Below are 18,286 nucleotides of genomic sequence, written 5' to 3'. Positions count from 1 at the left end.
GAAAGGACCGCAACGCGGTCCCAGCATCTTCAAACATCACGCCATCACCCCCGAATCGCCCAGAAGGCCAGGTTCAGGCCGGGGAATTCGCCGGCGACGTAGAAGGCAAAACCACCGGAATGCTGCAGCTGCTTCCAGTGTTCGCTGCCCCGGTCGAGCTCGAAGTAGGTGGAACCGGCGTGGAACGGAATCTGCCGTGGCGCCACGGGCAGCGGAAGCAGGCCGATACCCGGCAGTTGCAGGTTGACCAGGTCGCGGATGTGCTCCACCGAGCCGATCTTGCTCTGCTGGCCGAAGCGGCTGCGCAGGGTCTCGCTGGGCACGTCGGCGCGCACCACCAGGATGAAGCTGGCGCTGTCGAGCAAGCTGCGGTCGGCGAGCATGCCGACGTGGATGCCATAGGCCTTCTCGACCAGCGGGATGGCCACCGCCTTGCTGTCGATCAGCATCGACAGCGCCTCGCGCAGAGCCGCCATGACCGGCGCGAAGGTCGCCGCCAGGTCGTCGTGCTGGTACACCGGGAAGGCCTCGGGCCGACGTCCGTCGCGGGTGAAGGTGGCGAACTCGCCGGCCAGCGCCACCAGCTCGCTGTACAGCCGCTCGGGGTGCAGCGGGGTCAGCTGGTTTAGGTGCTCGACCAGCGGCTGGGCGCGGTTGACCAGTTGCAGCAGCATGAAGTCGGCTATCTCCGAAGCGCCGCCGTTGGCCGAGGCCACCACGCGCCCGGCCAAGGCCTCGCCGCGCTGGTGCAGCAGGCCCAGCAACTCGCCGCGAAAACCCGACAACGCGTTATTGGCGGTGACGTCGAGCAGCGGCGGGATGTAGCTGTCGTCCAGCACCAGGGCGCGGTCGGCGCGCTTCTCGCGCACCCGCACCACGCCGAGCGCGGCGTAGTCGCTCAAGCCATCCTCGCCGCGCAGCAGGCGCAGGGCGCGGCTGCCCAGGGCCAGGGGCGCGCGGTTCTCGAACGGCGCGTTGTCGTCGCGCACCTCGCTGACCCGGCTGATGTAGCGCGCAGCGCCCAGCGCTTCACCGTCGTCGACGGTGTCGCGGGCGCCGGCACGCTTGAGCGGCAGGCCCAGGTAGATCACGCCATCGCGCAGCTCGTCGGGAATCTCCAGCGGCGGCGGCGGCAGGTCGTCACGGGGGATGTCGAACGGCGTGCCGTCGGGCAACAGGCCACGGGCACTGAGAATCGCCAGCTTGCCCTGGGCCAGCAGGCCCTGGTCGACGAGCAGCTCGGAGAAGCCCCAGGCAGCGGCGCTCAACGGCCGGCTGCGGGTATCGACGAAGTGCTCCAGGTAGCGGTCGTGCTGCTGGAAGTGCTGGGTCGTGATGAACATCCCTTCCGACCAGACCACGCGATTGTTCCAGGACATGCAGTACTCCGATTGCCTAGCGGGCAGGTTCAGGTTGTGGGGTGGCCACGGCGCTGCGCACGGCGCGCACATCGAGGCTGATCTGATAATCGCGGGGCGGCACCGGCAGCACGCTGCGCCACTGGGCCTGGTCGATCTCGCGGTAGCCGACCACCAGGCCGACCTGGCGGGTGGCCGGGTCGAGCGGGCGTTCCAGGCGCAGTTGCTCGCCAGGTTGCAGCAGCACTTCGTCCTGGTCGATCAGGTCGGCGGCCAGGGTCGCCGAGGCGCGCTCAGCCAGGGCGAAGTAGTCGGCGCGGCTGAACGCGGCGCTGTTCTTCAGCTCGAAGATGCGCACCCGCACCGGCGCCGGGATGCCACCGGCGCCGGGGTTGAGCCCGGCGGCGGCGCTGAAGTACAGGGTGATGCCCGTGGCCGGCGCCGCGGCGGGGGCGGCGGCTTCGAGCGGCGTGTCCTTGCTGCAGGCACTGAGCAGCACGATGGCCAGGGCTGCGATCAGTCTTGTTGCACTCATCCTCGTCCTCATGACGTGTTGTGTTCTTCCTGGCCCCGGCGTTTGCCTCAGGGGCGTTGCATGCGTTGGCTGTGGGCCTGGTAGGCGCGGCTGAACTCGCGGCCGAACAGGTCCTGGAAATCGTCCTCGGCCTCGCGGGAAAGCTGCTGGTACAGCGTGGTGAACTGCTGCCAGCAATGGGCCTGGCGCGAACCGCCGAACAGCTTCGACAACCCGGCGGCAGGGGCCAGGCGCTCTTCCAGGCGCGCCGGCTCGAAGCGCGCCAACAAGTGCTTGAGCGCCGCCTCGACCCCGGCCATCACGGCCAGCTGGTGCGCGCGCAGGTCGTCGAAGCTGTCGCGTACCGCCTGGTCCGGCGCCATGAATGCCTGGCTGGCGTGGCGCAACAGCAACAGCAGCGCCTCGTCGGCATTGGGGGCGAACTTCAGTGGGTTGTTCTGCACCGGGGCGATGCTGGTCTGCTGCATGCGGAACTCGCCCTTGAGGCTGCTGCGCGCGCGCAGTACATCGATCAGGCCCTCGACCATCAAGCGGTAGCTGCGGCCGATGGCTTCCATCTGCGCGGCGGCATCGGCGGCGTCGATGCGCAGGTGCTCGATGCCGGCGCCGCGCAGGAAGGCCTGGAGCAAGGCATCGCCAGCGCCAGCCTGGGCCGCTGCCACAGGGGCCGGCGCCACCGCTGCGGGCGGGGCCGCGACGGGCGCTGCGGGCGGCTCTGGCGCCGGGGCTGGCGGCGCGGCCGGCGTTACCTGGGGTGCCGGTGCCGGGGAGTCATCGAACAACGCCCAGTCGGCGGGAATCACCCCTGGGGCAGCCGGCGCGGCGGCAGGCGCGGGCGGCGGCGCCACAGGCGTTGGTGGACGGAAATCGTGCTGCTGGGCCGGCACATGGTCCGGCTGGCTCACCGGCGCCACGCTGGCCGGGCCAAGAAAATCGAACAGGTCCGGCAGGGTGTCGTGGCTCGACGCCCCTTGCAGGAAGGCCGCTGGCGCGCCGGCGATAGGCGCGCTCGGCGCCGCCACCTGGTTGGCCATCAACGCCTCGAAGCTGTGTACCTCGGGCTGCCCGCCCAGGGGAATGGCCAGGCCGGCATCGATGCGCGCCTGGATTTCGTAATCGCCAATTCGAATAACTTCGCCGTCCATCAACGGTTCGCTGTTACCCCGGCGCAGGCGAATACCGGCGTGTACCAACTCCACGCCGTTGGTGCTGTTGTCGGTCAGGTAGTAACGGCCATCCTTGAACTGGATGACGCAATGTTTCGAAGATACAAGGCGCTCGGGATCGGGCAATACCCAATCATTATCCGTGGCTCTTCCCACCGTAATGGCACCGGTTTCCAGCAACTTCTCCGGACATTGTCCTGGGGTGATCTTGTGGTAACTGGTGATGGTCAGGCAAAGTGCCATCATGCCTCCTTGCATATATATGAAACACTTATCCATCCATTTGAGTGGATGTGCAAGCCCGACCCAGCAAACCGGCCAACCCCGTGTGAACGCTGGGTTATCGCCGAGAAGCCTCATTCCGGAAGGTCGTATTAAACCCTATCGGCAAGGCACTTTGATGGCACCTGACCAATGGACACGAAGGCTTGCCAACTGGTTCACAGTCGCCCCCTCGCGGCGCGTAGCTTACCTTGACAGCAATTTGGAAATAAACCATAAATGCGCAACTTGAGAGTGCCAAAGTGATATCACACTGATATCAACTTCGCATTCTTTGACAAGTTTGTGCGCCAGTTCACAGTTGCAACTTGGCGTATACGAAGCCCGTGCCAAGGGCCGATATGGAGATCGAATTCTGGTGAACTCGCCGCTGCTGCTCGCCGCTGTTTCCGCAGACTTTCCCTGTGGCGACGATCTCGAATACGACGCCGATTTCCTGCAACTGGAACGCGATGCCCAGGGCCGCCCCGAGCGTGTGATGGGCGACGCCGTGCAAGCGGCCGAACCGCCCCAGTGGCGCGCCATCGAACAGTCCTGCAGCGCCCTGTTGCAACGCAGCAAGGACCTGCGTATCACCCATTTCCTGGTCCAGGCCAACCTGGCCTTGCACGGCCTGCCGGGCCTGGCCGCCAGCCTCGAGCTGATCCGCGACCTGCTCGGCGAATACTGGCTGTACCTGCACCCGCAACTGGACGCCGCCGACGACAACGACCCCACAGTGCGGGTCAACGCCTTGGCCGGCCTCACCTGCGACACCAACATCGCCCTGCTGCGCGACGCCGTGCTGGTGCGTTCGCGCGCCTTCGGCCCGGTGACCCTGCGCGCCGCCCTGCATGCCGCCGGCGTGCAGCACTTCGCCAGCGAGCAACTGAGCGCCGAGGAGCTGGGCGCCGCCCTGCGCGACGCCGACCCCGAGCAGCTCGCGCAATGCCGCCAGGCCCTGCAACTGGCCCGCGAAGCGCTGGACAGCATCGAAAGCCGGGTCAACGACCAGGTCGGTTCGGCCAGTGGCGTCGACCTGTCCGCCCTGCGCCAGCCACTGCGTCAGGTCCAGCAGGTGCTCGCCGACTACAGCCCGGAAGGTGCCGCGGCCCCGCTGGACGCCAGCGCCGACGAGACTGCGCCGAGCCCCCAGCACGACCCGCAGCCCACGGCCAGCGCCACTGCCGCCGCGCCGCGCCCAGCCACGCGCCCCGGCGAAGTGAACAGCCGCGACGACGTGCTGCAAAGCCTTGACCGCCTGCTCCAGTACTACGCCCGCCACGAGCCCTCGAGCCCGCTGCCGGTGCTGCTGCGCCGGGCGAAGAACCTGGTCAACGCCGATTTCGCGACCATCGTCCGCGACCTGATCCCCGACGGGATGTCGCAATTCGAGAACCTGCGCGGCCCGGAACACGACTGACGTCGCTCCGGCCGCCTAAACACCGACGCCCGCAACAAGCAGAGCCGCCCTACCGGCGACCAGGAGGAACAACGTGGCGAAAGACAGCTCCCAGAAATTCATCGCGCGCAACCGTGCGCCGCGGGTACAGATCGAGTACGACGTCGAGCTGTACGGCGCCGAGAAGAAGGTCCAGCTGCCCTTCGTCATGGGCGTGCTCTCCGACCTTGCCGGCAAGCCCGCCGAGCCGCTGCCGGCAGTGGCCGACCGCAAGTTCCTGGAGGTCGATGTCGATAACTTCGACTCGCGCCTGAAGGCCATGAAGCCGCGCGTGGCGTTCAACGTTCCCAACGAGCTGACCGGTGAAGGCAACCTGAGCCTGGACATCACCTTCGAGAGCATGGACGACTTCAGCCCCGCCGCCGTGGCGCGCAAGGTCGACGCCCTCAACCAGCTGCTCGAGGCCCGTACCCAGCTGGCCAACCTGCTGACCTACATGGACGGCAAGACCGGCGCCGAGGACATCATCCTCAAGGCCATCAAGGACCCGGCCCTGCTCCAGGCCCTGGCCAGCGCGCCGAAACCCGCCGACACCGAGCCGAAGGCCTGAGGAGACCGACCATGACCGATCCGTTGCGCGACAGCCAGGCCCCACAGGCGGCCACCCAGGACCCGAGCGAGTTCGCCAGCCTCTTGCTGCAGGAGTTCAAGCCCAAGACCGAGCGGGCCAAGGAAGCCGTGGAGAGCGCCGTGCGCACCCTGGCCGAGCAGGCCCTGGCGCAGACCAACCTGGTGTCCAACGATGCCATCGGCTCGATCGAGCAGATCATCGCCGCCATCGACGCCAAGCTCACCGCCCAGGTCAACCAGATCATCCACCACGACGACTTCCAGAAACTGGAAAGCGCCTGGCGTGGCCTGCACTACCTGGTCAACAACACCGAGAGCGACGAGCAGCTGAAGATCCGCGTGCTCAACATCTCGAAGAACGACCTGCACAAGACCCTGAAGAAATTCAAGGGCACCGCCTGGGACCAGAGCCCGGTGTTCAAGAAGCTCTACGAAGAGGAATACGGCCAGTTCGGCGGCGAGCCTTACGGCTGCCTGGTGGGCGACTACTACTTCGACCAGTCGCCGCCGGATGTCGAGCTGCTGGGCGAGGTGTCCAAGGTTTGCGCCTCGATGCACGCGCCGTTCATTTCCGCCGCCTCGCCGACGGTGATGGGCATGGGCTCGTGGCAGGAGCTGTCCAATCCGCGCGACCTGACCAAGATCTTCACCACCCCGGAATACGCCGGCTGGCGCTCGCTGCGCGAATCGGAAGACTCGCGCTACATCGGCCTGACCATGCCGCGTTTCCTGGCGCGCCTGCCCTACGGCGCCAAGACCGACCCGGTCGAGGCCTTCGCCTTCGAGGAAGACACCGACGGCGCCGACAGCAGCAAGTACACCTGGGCCAACGCCGCCTATGCCATGGCGGTGAACATCAACCGCTCGTTCAAGCACTACGGCTGGTGCTCGCGCATCCGTGGCGTGGAATCGGGCGGTGAAGTACAGGGCCTGCCGGCGCACACCTTCCCCACCGACGACGGTGGCGTGGACATGAAGTGCCCGACCGAGATCGCCATTTCCGACCGCCGCGAGGCGGAGCTGGCGAAGAACGGCTTCATGCCGCTGCTGCACAAGAAGAACACCGACTTCGCCGCCTTCATCGGCGCGCAGTCGCTGCAGAAGCCGGCCGAGTACGACGACCCGGACGCCACCGCCAACGCCAACCTGGCCGCGCGCCTGCCGTACCTGTTCGCCACCTGCCGCTTCGCCCATTACCTGAAGTGCATCGTTCGCGACAAGATCGGCTCGTTCAAGGAAAAGGACGAGATGCAGCGCTGGCTGCAGGACTGGATCCTCAACTACGTCGACGGCGACCCGGCGCACTCCACCGAGACCACCAAGGCCCAGCACCCGCTGGCGGCCGCCGAAGTAGTGGTCGAGGACGTCGAAGGCAACCCGGGTTACTACAACTCGCGCTTCTACCTGCGCCCGCACTACCAGCTCGAAGGGCTGACCGTGTCGCTGCGCCTGGTATCGAAGCTGCCTTCGGCCAAAGGGGCCTGACAGCCCAGGGGCCGCTTTGCGGCCCTTTCGCGACACAAGGCCGCTCCTACACAGAGGGCCTGTGTCATGTGCTGAGTGAGAGACCGACGCAGCTTCTGTAGGAGCGGCCTTGCGTCGCGAAAGGGCTGCGCAGCAGCCCCAACTGCACCAAACCGCCAACCTGACGCGAAATCCCGAGGACATCATGGCTGTAGATATTTTCATCAAGATCGGCGACATCAAGGGCGAGTCCCACGACAAGGCCCACAAGGACGAAATCGACGTGCTCAACTGGAGCTGGGGCATGTCCCAGTCCGGCAACATGCACCTGGGCAGCGGCGGCGGCTCGGGCAAGGTCAACATCCAGGACCTGTCGATCACCAAGTACATCGACAAGTCCAGCCCCAACCTGATGGCCCACTGCTCCAGCGGCAAGCACATCGACAAGGTCAAGCTGACCGTGCGCAAGGCCGGCGGTGAAAGCCAGGTCGAGTACCTGATCATCAACCTCGAAGAGGTGATCATCAGCTCGCTGAGCACCGGCGGCTCGGGCAGCGATGACCGCCTGACCGAGAACGTGACCCTGAACTTCGCCAAGGTCACCGTCGACTACCAGCCGCAGAAAGCCGACGGCACCAAGGAAGGCGGCCCGATCAAGTACGGCTGGAACATCCGCTCCAACGTCAAGATCTGATCGACCGCGTGCGCGGCGGCCCACCCGGCGCGCACGCCCCCTCCCACGTCTCACCCGCTCACGGTGAACCTTATGGCCAAGCCTTCTTTCATCAACCTGTGGAATGCCTACCCAAAGGTGTCCTCGCCCTGCGACGGCCCGTGGGACAATCAGTGCGCCATCCGCATGAGCATCGCGCTCAATGGCGAGATGGGCCTGAAGGTCAACAAGTCGACCTACACCGAACCCAAGTGCGCCCATGGCCATGCCCGTGGCGCCGAATCCCTAGCCAACTGGCTGGAGCGCCAGCTCGGCCGCCCGCAGCGCATCGGCGGCAGCGCCCAGGAACGCGAGACGCTCAAAGCCAAGACCGGGATCATCTTCTACAAGGACTGCTTCGCCCGTGCCGGGCAAAGCCAGGAAAACCGCACGGGCGACCATATCGACCTGTGGAACCGCGGCCTGACCAAGGGCTTCTCCGACCAGAACTACCAGTCCAAGCAGGTCTGGTTCTGGGAACTGACATGAGCCGCGCGGCACTGGCAGGCGCCCTGCTGCTGGCCCTGAGCGCCTGCGCCGATGCCGAGCTGCTGACCGAGGCCACGCTCGACGGCCAGCCCGTGACCCTCGCCGAGCGTGCCGGCCAGTGCGTGCTCAGCCGTGGCGAGCAAAGCCTGGCGCTGGACATGCAGTGGCCGTGCAGCCTCAGCCCGGACCGCGCCGGCAAGGCTAGGGTCGAGCAGTTCAACGGCATGCCGATCATACTGGTCACCCACGTGCAGCCGCATCCGACGCTCAAGGGCGAATGCCTGAAGACCTCGCGCGCCGTGCGCCTGACCCAGGCCGGCCTGGAGGCGTCCACGCCGGCGCCGAGCGCCTCGTGCGACACCGGCTTCGAAGACCAGAAAATGTTCACAGGGATGTTCCAGTGGTAGCCGAAATCGCCACCCGCGACCGCCTGCAGCCCTCGCTGCTCGATCGCCTGACCGACGACGACCCGGGCAACCCGCAGGAAGCCCCGGACAAGCGCGTGCTCAGCCTGCAGCAGCTCAAGGCCTCGGTACTGCGCGACCTGGCCTGGCTGCTCAACACCACCTCTTTGCTCGACAGCACCGACACCCTGAACACCCACGCCGGCGCCTCGGTGGTCAACTATGGCCTGCCGGCCCTGGCCGGCAACAGTGCCTCGAACATCGACCTGAACGCCCTGGAGCGCATCATCCACCAGGCCATCGCCACCTACGAGCCACGCATTCTCGCCCATACCCTCAAGGTGCGCGCCCAGGCCGCCCCCGGCGAGATGAACGCCAACGCCCTGAGCTTCGAGATCGAAGGCGACCTGTGGGCCCAGCCGGCGGCGCTGCCGTTGCTGCTGCAGACCGACGTCGACCTGGAGTCCGGCCATGTCCGGGTGGCGCCCGCCGAGCGCCGGAGGCGCGCATGAACCCGCGCCTGCTCGAGCTGTACAACCAGGAGCTGCAGCACATCCGCGAGGGTGCCGCCGAGTTCGCCAAGGAGTACCCGAAGATCGCCGGGCGCCTGACGCTGTCCGGGATCGAGTGCGCCGACCCTTATGTCGAGCGCCTGCTCGAAGGTTTCGCCTACCTCACCGCGCGGGTGCAGCTCAAACTCGACGCCGAGTACCCGACCTTCACCCACAACCTGCTGGAAATCGCCTACCCGCACTACCTGGCGCCGACCCCGTCGATGACCGTGGTGCAATTGCAGACCGACCCCGACGAAGGCTCGCTGGCCGCCGGATTCCAGCTACCCCGTGACAGCGTGCTGCGCGCCAATCTCGGACGCAACTCACAGACACCCTGCGAGTTTCGCAGTACCCAGGACGTCACCCTGTGGCCCTTGCAGGTGGCCCGGGCCGAGTACTTCGGCAACCCCGGCGCTGTGCTCGGGCGCCTGGCCGCCAGCGAACCGAAAGCCCGCGCCGGCCTGCGCCTGAGCCTGCGCAGCGGCGCCGAAATCCCGTTCGCCAGCCTGCCGCTGAGCCACCTGCCGCTGTACCTCAACGGCGCCGACGAAACCCCGTTCCGCCTCTACGAGCAGCTGCTGGGCAGCGCCTGCGCGGTGTTCGTGCGCCAGCCGGGCGCCGAGTGGGTCGAACGCATACCGGTCGAGGACGCCTTGCTGCCATGCGGCTTCGACGACCGCGAAGCGGCGCTGCCGGTGGTGCCCCAGGCATTCCAGGGCTATCGCCTGTTGCAGGAATACTTCGCCCTGCCGCAACGCTTCCTGTTCGTCGATTTCGCCGGCCTGGAGCGAGCAGTGAAACGCTGCAACGGCCAGGATCTGGAGATCATCGTGCTGTTCGAACGCTTCGAGCAGAGCCTGGAAAGCAGTGTCGACGCCAGCCAGTTCGTGCCGTTCTGCACCCCGGCGATCAACCTGTTCCCGCGCCGGGTCGACCGCATCCACCTGACCGACCGGGTGCATGAGCACCACGTGATCGCCGACCGCACCCGGCCTACCGATTTCGAGATTCACTCGTTGCAACGAGTCAGCGGCCACGGCACTGGCCCGGACCAGGAGTTCCTGCCGTTCTATGCCGTGCGCGACCCATCGCGCTATGGCCGCGACCAGGCCTACTACATCGTCCGCCGCGAGCCACGGGTGCTGTCCAGCGAACAGCGGCGCAATGGCACGCGCTCCAGCTACATGGGCAGCGAGACCTTCGTCAGCCTGGTCGACGGCCAGCAAGCGCCCTACCGCCATGATCTGCGCCAGCTGGGCATCAGCGCCTTGTGCAGCAACCGCGACCTGCCGCTGTTCATGAACGTCGGCGACGGGCGCAGCGACTTCAGCCTGGCCGACAGCGCCCCGGTCGCCGCCGTGCGCTGCCTGGCCGGCCCCAGCCGGCCCAAGGCCAGCCATGCCCACGATAATCGCGCCTGGCGCCTGATCAGCCAATTGTCGCTGAACTACCTGTCGCTGGCCGAACAAGGCCAGGGCGCCGCCGCCCTGCGCGAACTGCTGCGCCTGTACGGCGACCCGCAGGACAGCGCCCTGCTGCTGCAGATCGACGGCCTGCGCGAGGTCAGCAGCAAACCCTGCACCCGGCGCCTGCCGATGCCCGGGCCGATCGTCTTCGGCCGCGGCCTGGAGATCACCCTGACCTTCGACGAGAACGCCTTCCGCGGTACCGGGGTATTCCTGCTCGGCGCGGTGTTCGAACGCTTCCTGACCCGCTACGTGTCGATCAACAGCTTCACCGAAACCGTGCTGCGCACCAGCGAACGCGGCGAGATCATGCGCTGGACCGCCAAGCCCGGGCGCAGGCCGACCCTGTGAACACGCTACAGGCCATGCAGGCCGAGCCCTGGGCCTACGATTTCTTCCAGGCGCTGCGCCGCCTCGAGGCGCAGAACCCGGAACTGCCACGCTTCGGCCACTCGCTGCGCCTGGCCGACGAACCGGTGCGCCTGGGCCAGCGCCTGGACTGCGGTTTCGCCCCGGCGACGCTGGCCTCGGTCACCACCCTGGACGACCAGCCGGCGCGCCTGGAGCAGTTTTTCTTCGGCCTCGGCGGCCCCAACGGCCCGCTGCCGCTCCACCTGACCGAGTACATGCGCGAGCGCCAGCGCAACCATGCCGACCCCACCAGCAAGCGCTTTCTCGATATCTTCCACCACCGCCTGTTGAGCCTGTTCTACCGCGCCTGGGCCGAGGCCCGGCCGACGGTCAGCCACGACCGCCCGGGCGACGACTACTGGGCCGCGCGCCTGGCCGCCTTGAGCGGCCGTGGCCAACCGGAGCTGCAAGGCCAGGGGCCGCTGGCCGACACCGCCAAGCTGCACTGGTCCGGTCACCTGGCCGCGCAGACCCGCTACCCCGATGGCCTGTGCAGCATCCTGGCGGGCTACTTCGGCGTGCCGGTGAAGCTCGAGGAGTACGTCGGCCAGTGGCTGGAACTGCCCGAGCGCAGCCAGCTCGGCGTGCGCGCCAACCGCCTGGGCGTGGACCTGTGCCTGGGCCGCTACGTGTGGGACCGCCAACACAAGTTCCGCCTGTGCCTCGGCCCGCTGACCCTCGACCAATACCACGCGCTGCTGCCCGGCGGCCAAGCGTTCGTCGAGCTCGCCGCCTGGGTCGCCGAGTACCTGGGCCAGGAACTGGACTGGGACCTCAACCTCATCCTCGCGCAGGGCGAAGTGCCCGCGCTGCAACTCAATGCCGGCCAACGCCTGGGGTTCGACACCTGGCTCGACCGGCCATCGCACGATGCTCGCGACCTGAAGCTGGCTCGGTACTACGCCGACCAGCCGGTCAACGCCCCGCCAACAAGGAGTCAAGACCATGGGTGAAATCAGCCGCGCCGCGCTGTTCGGCAAACTCAACAGTGTCGCCTACAAGGCCATCGAGGCCGCCACGGTGTTCTGCAAGCTGCGGGGCAACCCCTATGTCGAACTGGCGCACTGGCTGCACCAACTGCTGCAACTTCAGGACAGCGACCTGCACCGCATCGTGCGCCAGTTCAACGTCGAGCCGGCACGCCTGGCCCGCGACCTGACCGATGCCCTCGACCGCCTGCCGCGCGGCTCGACCTCGATCACCGACCTGTCCTCGCAAGTGGAAGAAGCCGTCGAGCGCGGCTGGGTCTACGGCAGCCTGATGTTCGGCGAAAGCCAGGTACGCACCGGCTACCTGCTGGTCGGCATCCTCAAGACGCCGAGCCTGCGCAATGCGCTGCTGGGGCTGTCCAGCGAGTTCGCCAAGCTGAAGATCGAGGCCCTGAGCGAGCGCTTCGACGAGTACGTGGGCGACTCGCCGGAAAACAACCTGGCCGCCAGCGACGGCTTCAGCGCCGCCGCCCCGGGCGAGGCCAGCGGTGCCGTGGCGCCGGCGGCGATGGGCAAGCAGGAAGCGCTCAAGCGCTTCACCGTCGACCTCACCGAGCAGGCCCGCAGCGGCAAGCTCGATCCCATCGTCGGCCGTGACGAGGAGATTCGCCAGTTGGTCGACATCCTCATGCGCCGCCGCCAGAACAACCCGATCCTCACCGGCGAGGCCGGCGTCGGCAAGACCGCCGTGGTCGAAGGCTTCGCCCTGCGCATCGTCGCCGGCGACGTGCCGCCGGCGCTCAAGGACGTCGAGCTGCGCAGCCTGGACGTCGGCCTGTTGCAGGCCGGCGCCAGCATGAAGGGCGAGTTCGAACAACGCCTGCGCCAGGTCATCGAAGACGTGCAGGCCTCGCCCAAGCCGATCATCCTGTTCATCGACGAAGCCCACACCCTGGTCGGCGCCGGTGGCGCCGCCGGCACCGGTGACGCCGCCAACCTGCTCAAGCCAGCCCTGGCCCGTGGCAGCCTGCGCACCGTGGCGGCGACCACCTGGGCCGAGTACAAGAAGCACATCGAGAAGGACCCGGCCCTGACCCGCCGCTTCCAGGTGGTGCAAGTGGACGAGCCGAGCGAAGCCAAGGCGCTGTTGATGATGCGCGGCGTGGCCTCGACCATGGAGAAACACCACCAGGTGCAGATCCTCGACGAGGCGCTGGAAGCCGCGGTGAAGCTGTCGCACCGCTACATCCCGGCGCGTCAGTTGCCCGACAAGTCGGTGAGCCTGCTCGATACCGCCTGCGCCCGCGTGGCCATCAGCCTGCACGCGGTGCCGGCCGAGGTGGACGACAGCCGTCGGCGCATCGAGGCACTGGAAGTCGAATTGCAGATAATCGCCCGCGAAGCGGCCATCGGCGTCAACACCGCGCAACGCCAAGCCCAGGCCAACAGCCTGCTGGCTGAGGAGCGCGAGCGCCTGACCGGCCTGGAAAGTCGCTGGGCCGAGGAGAAAGCCCTGGTTGACGAGCTGCTGGCCACCCGTGCGCAACTGCGCGAGCAAGTGGGCGTGGTCGACCAGGAAGTGGACGTGCAGGGCAGCCATGAACTGCGCGAGAAGCTCATAGACCTGCAACAGCGCCTCACCACCCTGCAAGGCGAGAGCCCGTTGATCCTGCCGACCGTGGACTACCAGGCGGTGGCCTCGGTGGTCGCCGACTGGACCGGCATCCCGGTGGGGCGCATGGCGCGCAACGAGATCGAGACCGTGCTCAACCTCGACAGCCACCTGGCCAAGCGCATCATCGGCCAGGACCACGCGCTGAAGATGATCGCCAAGCGCATCCAGACCTCCCGCGCCGGCCTCGACAATCCGAACAAGCCAATTGGCGTGTTCATGCTCGCCGGCACCTCCGGCGTGGGCAAGACCGAGACCGCCCTGGCCCTGGCCGAGGCCATGTACGGCGGTGAACAGAACCTGATCACCATCAACATGAGCGAGTTCCAGGAAGCCCATACCGTCTCCACCCTCAAGGGCGCCCCACCCGGCTACGTCGGCTACGGCGAGGGCGGCGTGCTGACCGAGGCCGTGCGCCGTCGGCCCTACAGCGTGGTGCTGCTCGACGAAGTGGAAAAAGCCCACCCCGATGTGCACGAGATCTTCTTCCAGGTGTTCGACAAAGGCGTGATGGAAGACGGCGAGGGCCGCCAGATCGATTTTCGCAACACCCTGATCCTGCTCACCACCAACGCCGGCACCGAGCTGATCGCCAACACCTGCAAGGACCCGCAGGCCCTGCCTGACCCGGAAGCCGTGGCCACCTCGCTGCGCAAGCCGCTGCTGGAGATCTTCCCGCCGGCGCTGCTCGGCCGCCTGGTGACCATCCCCTACTACCCGCTCAGCGACACCATGCTCAAGGCCATCACCCGCCTGCAGCTGGAGCGCATTCGCAAGCGCGTGGAGGGCACTCACAAGGTCGGCTTCGCCTACGACGACGACGTGGTCGAGCTGATCGTCTCGCGCTGCACCGAGACCGAGAGCGGTGGCCGCATGATCGATGCCATCCTCACCAACGGCCTGCTGCCGGACATGAGCCGCGAGTTCCTCACCCGCCTGTTCGAAGGCAAGCCGCTGGCCAGCGTCAGCATCAGCCGCCGCGACAACGACCTGCACTATGACTTCGGCGCCGCCGACTGACAGGACCGACCATGCTGTTCAAGCAGTTCACGCGCCTGGCGCAAATCAACAGCCCCCTGGGGCCGGACAAACTGATCCTTGCCGAGATGGGCGGCAGCGAGGAGCTTGGCCGCCTGTTCGACTTCGAGCTGCAGCTGACCAGCGACGACCCGGCCATCGACCTCAACCAGTTGCTGGGCAAACCGATGAGCCTGAGCGTGCAGCAGAGCGTCGGCAGCTCGCGACACTTCCACGGCATCGTCGCCCGCTGCAGCCAGTCGGTGGACCAGGGCCAGTTCGCCGCCTACCGGGTCACCCTGCGCCCCTGGCTGTGGTTGCTGACCCGCACCAGCGACTGCCGGATCTTCCAGCACCTGAGCGCGCCGCAGATCATCAAGCAGGTGTTCCGCGACCTGGGCTTCTCGGACTTCGAGGACGCCCTGAGCCGCAACTATCGCGAGCGCGAATACTGCGTGCAGTATCGTGAGACCAGCTTCGACTTCGTCAGCCGGCTGATGGAGGAAGAAGGCATCTACTACTTCTTCCGCCACGAACAGGAGCGCCACGTGCTGGTGCTCGCCGACGCCTACGGCGCGCACCAGAAGGTGCCCGGCTACGAGACCGTGCCCTACTACCCACCAGACGGCCAGCACCGCGAGCGCGACCATATCAATGACTGGCACCTGGCCCAGGAAGTCCAGCCGGGCTCCCTGGAGCTCAACGACTACGACTTCCAACGCCCCAGCGCGCGCATCGACGTGCGCTCGGCGATGCCACGCCCGCACCAGGCCGGCGACTACCCACTGTACGACTACCCCGGCGCCTACGAGCAGACCCAGGACGGCGAGCACTATGCCCGCACCCGCCTGGAATCATTGCAGAGCCTGCACGAGCGCGTCGAGCTGCGCGGCAATGCCCGTGGCCTGGGCAGCGGCGACCTGTTCAGCTTGAGCAACTTCAGCCGCCAGGACCAGAACCGCGAGTACCTGATCGTCGCCGCGCGCTACTACGTGCACCAGGAACGCCTGGAGAGCGGCGGCGGCAGCGGCGCGGCGCAGTTCGAGAGCAACCTCAGTTGCATCGACGCGCAGCAGAGCTACCGCCAGGTGGGCAGCACCCTGCGGCCGATCGTCAAGGGCCCGCAGACGGCCGTGGTGGTAGGCCCCTCCGGCGAGGAGATCTGGACCGACCAGTACGGCCGGGTCAAGGTGCACTTCCACTGGGATCGCCACGACCAGTCCAACGAGAACAGCTCGTGCTGGATCCGCGTGTCGCAAGCCACGGCGGGCAAGAACTGGGGCTCGATCCAGGTACCGCGGATCGGCCAGGAGGTGATCGTCAGCTTCCTCGAAGGCGACCCCGACCGGCCGATCATCACCGGGCGGGTGTACAACGCCGAGCAGACAGTGCCCTACGACCTGCCCGGCAGCGCCACGCAAAGCGGCATGAAGAGCCGTTCGAGCAAGGGCGGCAGCCCGGCCAACTTCAATGAAATCCGCATGGAGGACAAGAAGGGTGCCGAACAGCTGTACGTGCACGCCGAACGCAACATGGACAGCGTGGTGGAGCAGAACCAGACGTTGTCGGTGGGCATCAGCCGGGTCAAGACCGTGGGCATGATCGAGACCGTGACCATCGGCCAGGATCGCCTGCGCTCGGTGCGCCAGCGCGACATCCTGCTGGTCGGCGGCGACAAGCGCGACAGCGTGCACGGCAACTATGTGATGGATGCCGGCGACCAGATTCGCCTGGTCTGTGGCGACAGCGTGATCGAGCTGAAATCGGACGGCACCATCAATATCAGCTGCACCCAGTTCAACATCCATGCGACGGCGGACGGGATCATCAATACCGATGGCAAGCTCGACCTGAACCTGGGGGGCGGCCCGCAGGCCAAGGCCTCGGGCCAGGGTGACAAGGGCGAGATCGACGGGCGGGTGAAGCAGGTGTTCAAGCAGTAACGCCAAAGGACTCATCGCGGGGCAAGCCCGCTCCCACGCCATGAGCATCGCCACGCGCCTCGTGGGTGCGGGCTTGTCCCGCGACAGGGCGCGAAACCGACAACCCTTTGGCCCCAGGTAATAGTGTTTTACCAATCGGCCTGGTTTTCCGCCGCTGCGCTTTGCCTATCCTAGGCCGGTCACCCTGTCTGCGATGGCCCCATGAAAGACTCGTTCCCCAGCCGCTACGCCTGCCTGGCCCTGTGCCTGCTGTTCACCCTCGCCAGCCTGCCTTTCCTCGCCCAGCACGACTGGCTCTGGCCACTCTCCGTGATCACCGCCCTGCTCAGCCTGGTCGGCCTCAACGATCTGCGCCAACAGCACCACGCGGTGCGCCGCAACTACCCGATCCTGGGCAATATCCGCTACCTGATCGAAACCATCCGCCCGGAGATCCGCCAGTACCTGCTCGAAGGCGACGACGACAAGCTGCCGTTCTCCCGCGCCCAGCGCTCGCTGGTCTACGCCCGGGCCAAGAACGAAAGCGCCGAGAAGGCCTTCGGCACGCTAAACGACGCCTACAAGCCGGGTTTCGAGTTCATCAGCCATTCGATGCTGCCGGTGCAGATGCCCGACCCTGCCTCGTTTCGCATCCGCATCGGCGGGCCGCAGTGCGGCCAGCCGTACTCGGCGTCGATCTTCAATATCTCGGCGATGAGCTTCGGCGCCCTCAGCGCCAACGCCATCGCCGCGCTGAACAAGGGCGCGCACCTTGGTCGTTTCGCCCACGACACCGGCGAAGGCAGCATCAGCCCCTATCACCGCGAGCACGGCGGCGACCTGATCTGGGAAATCGGCAGTGGCTACTTCGGCTGCCGCACCGAGGATGGTCGCTTCGACCCCGAGCGCTTCGCCACCCAGGCCCGCGACGCTCAGGTGAAGATGATCGAGATCAAGCTCAGCCAGGGCGCCAAGCCGGGCCATGGCGGCATCCTGCCGGGGCACAAGGTCAGTGCCGAGATTGCCGCGACCCGCGGTGTACGTGAAGGCGAGGACTGTATCTCGCCAGCGGCGCACAGCGCCTTCCGCACGCCGTTGGAGTTGCTGCAGTTCGTCGCCCGCTTGCGTGAGCTGTCTGGCGGCAAACCGGTGGGTTTCAAGTTCTGCCTGGGCCACCCGTGGGAGTTCATGGGCATCGCCAAGGCCATGCTGGCCACCGGCATCACCCCGGACTTCATCGTCGTCGATGGCAAGGAAGGCGGCACCGGCGCGGCGCCCCGGGAGTTCTCCGACAACATCGGCGTGCCGCTGCGCGAGGGCTTGATGTTCGTGCACAACACCCTGGTCGGGCTGAACCTGCGCGAGCGCGTGCGCATTGGCGCGGCGGGCAAGCTGGTCAGCGCCTTCGACATCGCCAGCGTGCTGGCCATCGGCGCCGACTGGGTCAACTCGGCGCGCGGCTTCATGTTCGCCATCGGCTGTATCCAGTCGCAAAGCTGCCATACCAACAAGTGCCCGACCGGGGTGGCCACCCAGGACCCGCTGCGCCAGCGCGCGCTGGTGGTGCCGGAAAAGGCCGAGCGGGTCGCCAGCTTCCACCGCAATACCCTGCATGCCCTGGCCGAGATGCTCGCCGCCGCGGGTCTGGATCACCCCGCAGAACTCAAGCCCAAGCACCTGGCGCGACGCATCAGCCCCAGCGAGATCAGCCTGTTCTCGCAGTTGCACACTTTCCTCAAGCCAGGGGAATTGCTCAGCGGCGCGATCGCCAGCGAGTTCTACGCGCGGATGTGGCGGATGGCACGCAGCGACAGCTTTGCGCCGGAGACGGGCGAGGCGGCGCAGGCAGCGATCGCTCCGCGCCGCAAAGAAACAGCCCCGGCATAGGCCGGGG

The 18,286-nt window shown here is 66.9% G+C and carries 15 protein-coding genes; 12 read left to right on the top strand and 3 right to left on the bottom strand.

The window, feature by feature from the left end; translation table 11 throughout:
- Positions 1 to 44: 44 nt before the first annotated feature.
- The 3 genes from tssK to tagH are packed head-to-tail and all read right to left on the bottom strand — an operon-like array spanning position 45 to position 3,302.
- Positions 45 to 1,379, bottom strand: coding sequence for a type VI secretion system baseplate subunit TssK (tssK, locus tag ACODS5_RS01850; protein WP_489107772.1), 1,335 nt, complete (start codon positions 1,377 to 1,379; stop codon positions 45 to 47).
- Between the two features lie 16 nt (positions 1,380 to 1,395).
- Positions 1,396 to 1,893: a type VI secretion system lipoprotein TssJ gene (gene tssJ, locus ACODS5_RS01845; RefSeq protein ID WP_489107771.1), complete on the bottom strand. Its 498-nt coding sequence runs from the start codon at positions 1,891 to 1,893 to the stop codon at positions 1,396 to 1,398.
- Positions 1,894 to 1,940: 47 nt separating this feature from the next.
- The gene (gene tagH, locus ACODS5_RS01840) at positions 1,941 to 3,302 is read right to left on the bottom strand and encodes a type VI secretion system-associated FHA domain protein TagH (protein WP_489107770.1); all 1,362 of its coding nucleotides are present in this window, start codon (positions 3,300 to 3,302) and stop codon (positions 1,941 to 1,943) included.
- A 397-nt stretch (positions 3,303 to 3,699) separates the two neighbouring features.
- On the opposite strand from tagH, the gene tssA reads away from it, so the two are divergent.
- From tssA to ACODS5_RS01780, 12 genes are all read left to right on the top strand, one after another.
- The gene (tssA, locus tag ACODS5_RS01835; RefSeq protein WP_489107769.1) at positions 3,700 to 4,743 is read left to right on the top strand and encodes a type VI secretion system protein TssA; all 1,044 of its coding nucleotides are present in this window, start codon (positions 3,700 to 3,702) and stop codon (positions 4,741 to 4,743) included.
- A gap of 73 nt (positions 4,744 to 4,816) precedes the next feature.
- Positions 4,817 to 5,332 (top strand): type VI secretion system contractile sheath small subunit, encoded by a 516-nt coding sequence (tssB, locus tag ACODS5_RS01830; RefSeq protein WP_134693245.1) that lies wholly within the window; start codon positions 4,817 to 4,819, stop codon positions 5,330 to 5,332.
- An 11-nt stretch (positions 5,333 to 5,343) separates the two neighbouring features.
- On the top strand, positions 5,344 to 6,837 hold the full coding sequence (tssC, locus tag ACODS5_RS01825) for a type VI secretion system contractile sheath large subunit (protein WP_134693244.1): 1,494 nt from the start codon (positions 5,344 to 5,346) through the stop codon (positions 6,835 to 6,837).
- Positions 6,838 to 7,021: 184 nt separating this feature from the next.
- Positions 7,022 to 7,510, top strand: a complete 489-nt coding sequence (locus ACODS5_RS01820; RefSeq protein ID WP_023632508.1) for an Hcp family type VI secretion system effector — start codon at positions 7,022 to 7,024, stop codon at positions 7,508 to 7,510.
- 72 nt (positions 7,511 to 7,582) lie between these two features.
- On the top strand, positions 7,583 to 8,017 hold the full coding sequence (locus ACODS5_RS01815) for a type VI secretion system amidase effector protein Tae4 (protein WP_134693243.1): 435 nt from the start codon (positions 7,583 to 7,585) through the stop codon (positions 8,015 to 8,017).
- Positions 8,014 to 8,424, top strand: a complete 411-nt coding sequence (locus ACODS5_RS01810; protein WP_489107768.1) for a hypothetical protein — start codon at positions 8,014 to 8,016, stop codon at positions 8,422 to 8,424. Before ACODS5_RS01815 ends, ACODS5_RS01810 begins: the two co-directional genes overlap by 4 nt.
- The gene (gene tssE / locus ACODS5_RS01805; protein WP_134693241.1) at positions 8,418 to 8,933 is read left to right on the top strand and encodes a type VI secretion system baseplate subunit TssE; all 516 of its coding nucleotides are present in this window, start codon (positions 8,418 to 8,420) and stop codon (positions 8,931 to 8,933) included. The genes ACODS5_RS01810 and tssE overlap by 7 nt, the downstream gene beginning before the upstream one ends.
- Positions 8,930 to 10,792 (top strand): type VI secretion system baseplate subunit TssF, encoded by a 1,863-nt coding sequence (gene tssF, locus ACODS5_RS01800; RefSeq protein WP_489107767.1) that lies wholly within the window; start codon positions 8,930 to 8,932, stop codon positions 10,790 to 10,792. The genes tssE and tssF overlap by 4 nt, the downstream gene beginning before the upstream one ends.
- Positions 10,756 to 11,805 (top strand): type VI secretion system baseplate subunit TssG, encoded by a 1,050-nt coding sequence (tssG, locus tag ACODS5_RS01795; protein WP_489107843.1) that lies wholly within the window; start codon positions 10,756 to 10,758, stop codon positions 11,803 to 11,805. Before tssF ends, tssG begins: the two co-directional genes overlap by 37 nt.
- Positions 11,798 to 14,473: a type VI secretion system ATPase TssH gene (gene tssH, locus ACODS5_RS01790; protein ID WP_489107766.1), complete on the top strand. Its 2,676-nt coding sequence runs from the start codon at positions 11,798 to 11,800 to the stop codon at positions 14,471 to 14,473. Before tssG ends, tssH begins: the two co-directional genes overlap by 8 nt.
- An 11-nt stretch (positions 14,474 to 14,484) precedes the next feature.
- Complete coding sequence (locus ACODS5_RS01785) at positions 14,485 to 16,413, top strand: type VI secretion system Vgr family protein (RefSeq protein WP_489107765.1); 1,929 nt, start codon at positions 14,485 to 14,487, stop codon at positions 16,411 to 16,413.
- Between the two features lie 201 nt (positions 16,414 to 16,614).
- Complete coding sequence (locus tag ACODS5_RS01780; RefSeq protein WP_489107764.1) at positions 16,615 to 18,279, top strand: FMN-binding glutamate synthase family protein; 1,665 nt, start codon at positions 16,615 to 16,617, stop codon at positions 18,277 to 18,279.
- The last annotated feature ends 7 nt before the right edge of the window (positions 18,280 to 18,286 follow it).

Source organism: Pseudomonas sp. FG47, assembly GCF_057809115.1.
The sequence above is the reverse complement of the archived record's forward strand: the minus strand, read 5'-3'. Positions and strand labels throughout refer to the sequence as shown.

Bases quoted from the DNA above. Each gene is read 5' to 3' on its own strand.
- tssH (WP_489107766.1), top strand. From the start codon at position 11,798: ATGGGTGAAATCAGCCGCGCCGCGCTGTTCGGCAAACTCAACAGTGTC.
- tssK (WP_489107772.1), bottom strand. From the start codon at position 1,379: ATGTCCTGGAACAATCGCGTGGTCTGGTCGGAAGGGATGTTCATCACG.
- tssJ (WP_489107771.1), bottom strand. From the start codon at position 1,893: ATGAGTGCAACAAGACTGATCGCAGCCCTGGCCATCGTGCTGCTCAGT.
- tssF (WP_489107767.1), top strand. From the start codon at position 8,930: ATGAACCCGCGCCTGCTCGAGCTGTACAACCAGGAGCTGCAGCACATC.
- ACODS5_RS01780 (WP_489107764.1), top strand. From the start codon at position 16,615: ATGAAAGACTCGTTCCCCAGCCGCTACGCCTGCCTGGCCCTGTGCCTG.
- tagH (WP_489107770.1), bottom strand. From the start codon at position 3,302: ATGGCACTTTGCCTGACCATCACCAGTTACCACAAGATCACCCCAGGA.
- tssC (WP_134693244.1), top strand. From the start codon at position 5,344: ATGACCGATCCGTTGCGCGACAGCCAGGCCCCACAGGCGGCCACCCAG.
- ACODS5_RS01820 (WP_023632508.1), top strand. From the start codon at position 7,022: ATGGCTGTAGATATTTTCATCAAGATCGGCGACATCAAGGGCGAGTCC.
- ACODS5_RS01810 (WP_489107768.1), top strand. From the start codon at position 8,014: ATGAGCCGCGCGGCACTGGCAGGCGCCCTGCTGCTGGCCCTGAGCGCC.
- ACODS5_RS01815 (WP_134693243.1), top strand. From the start codon at position 7,583: ATGGCCAAGCCTTCTTTCATCAACCTGTGGAATGCCTACCCAAAGGTG.
- ACODS5_RS01785 (WP_489107765.1), top strand. From the start codon at position 14,485: ATGCTGTTCAAGCAGTTCACGCGCCTGGCGCAAATCAACAGCCCCCTG.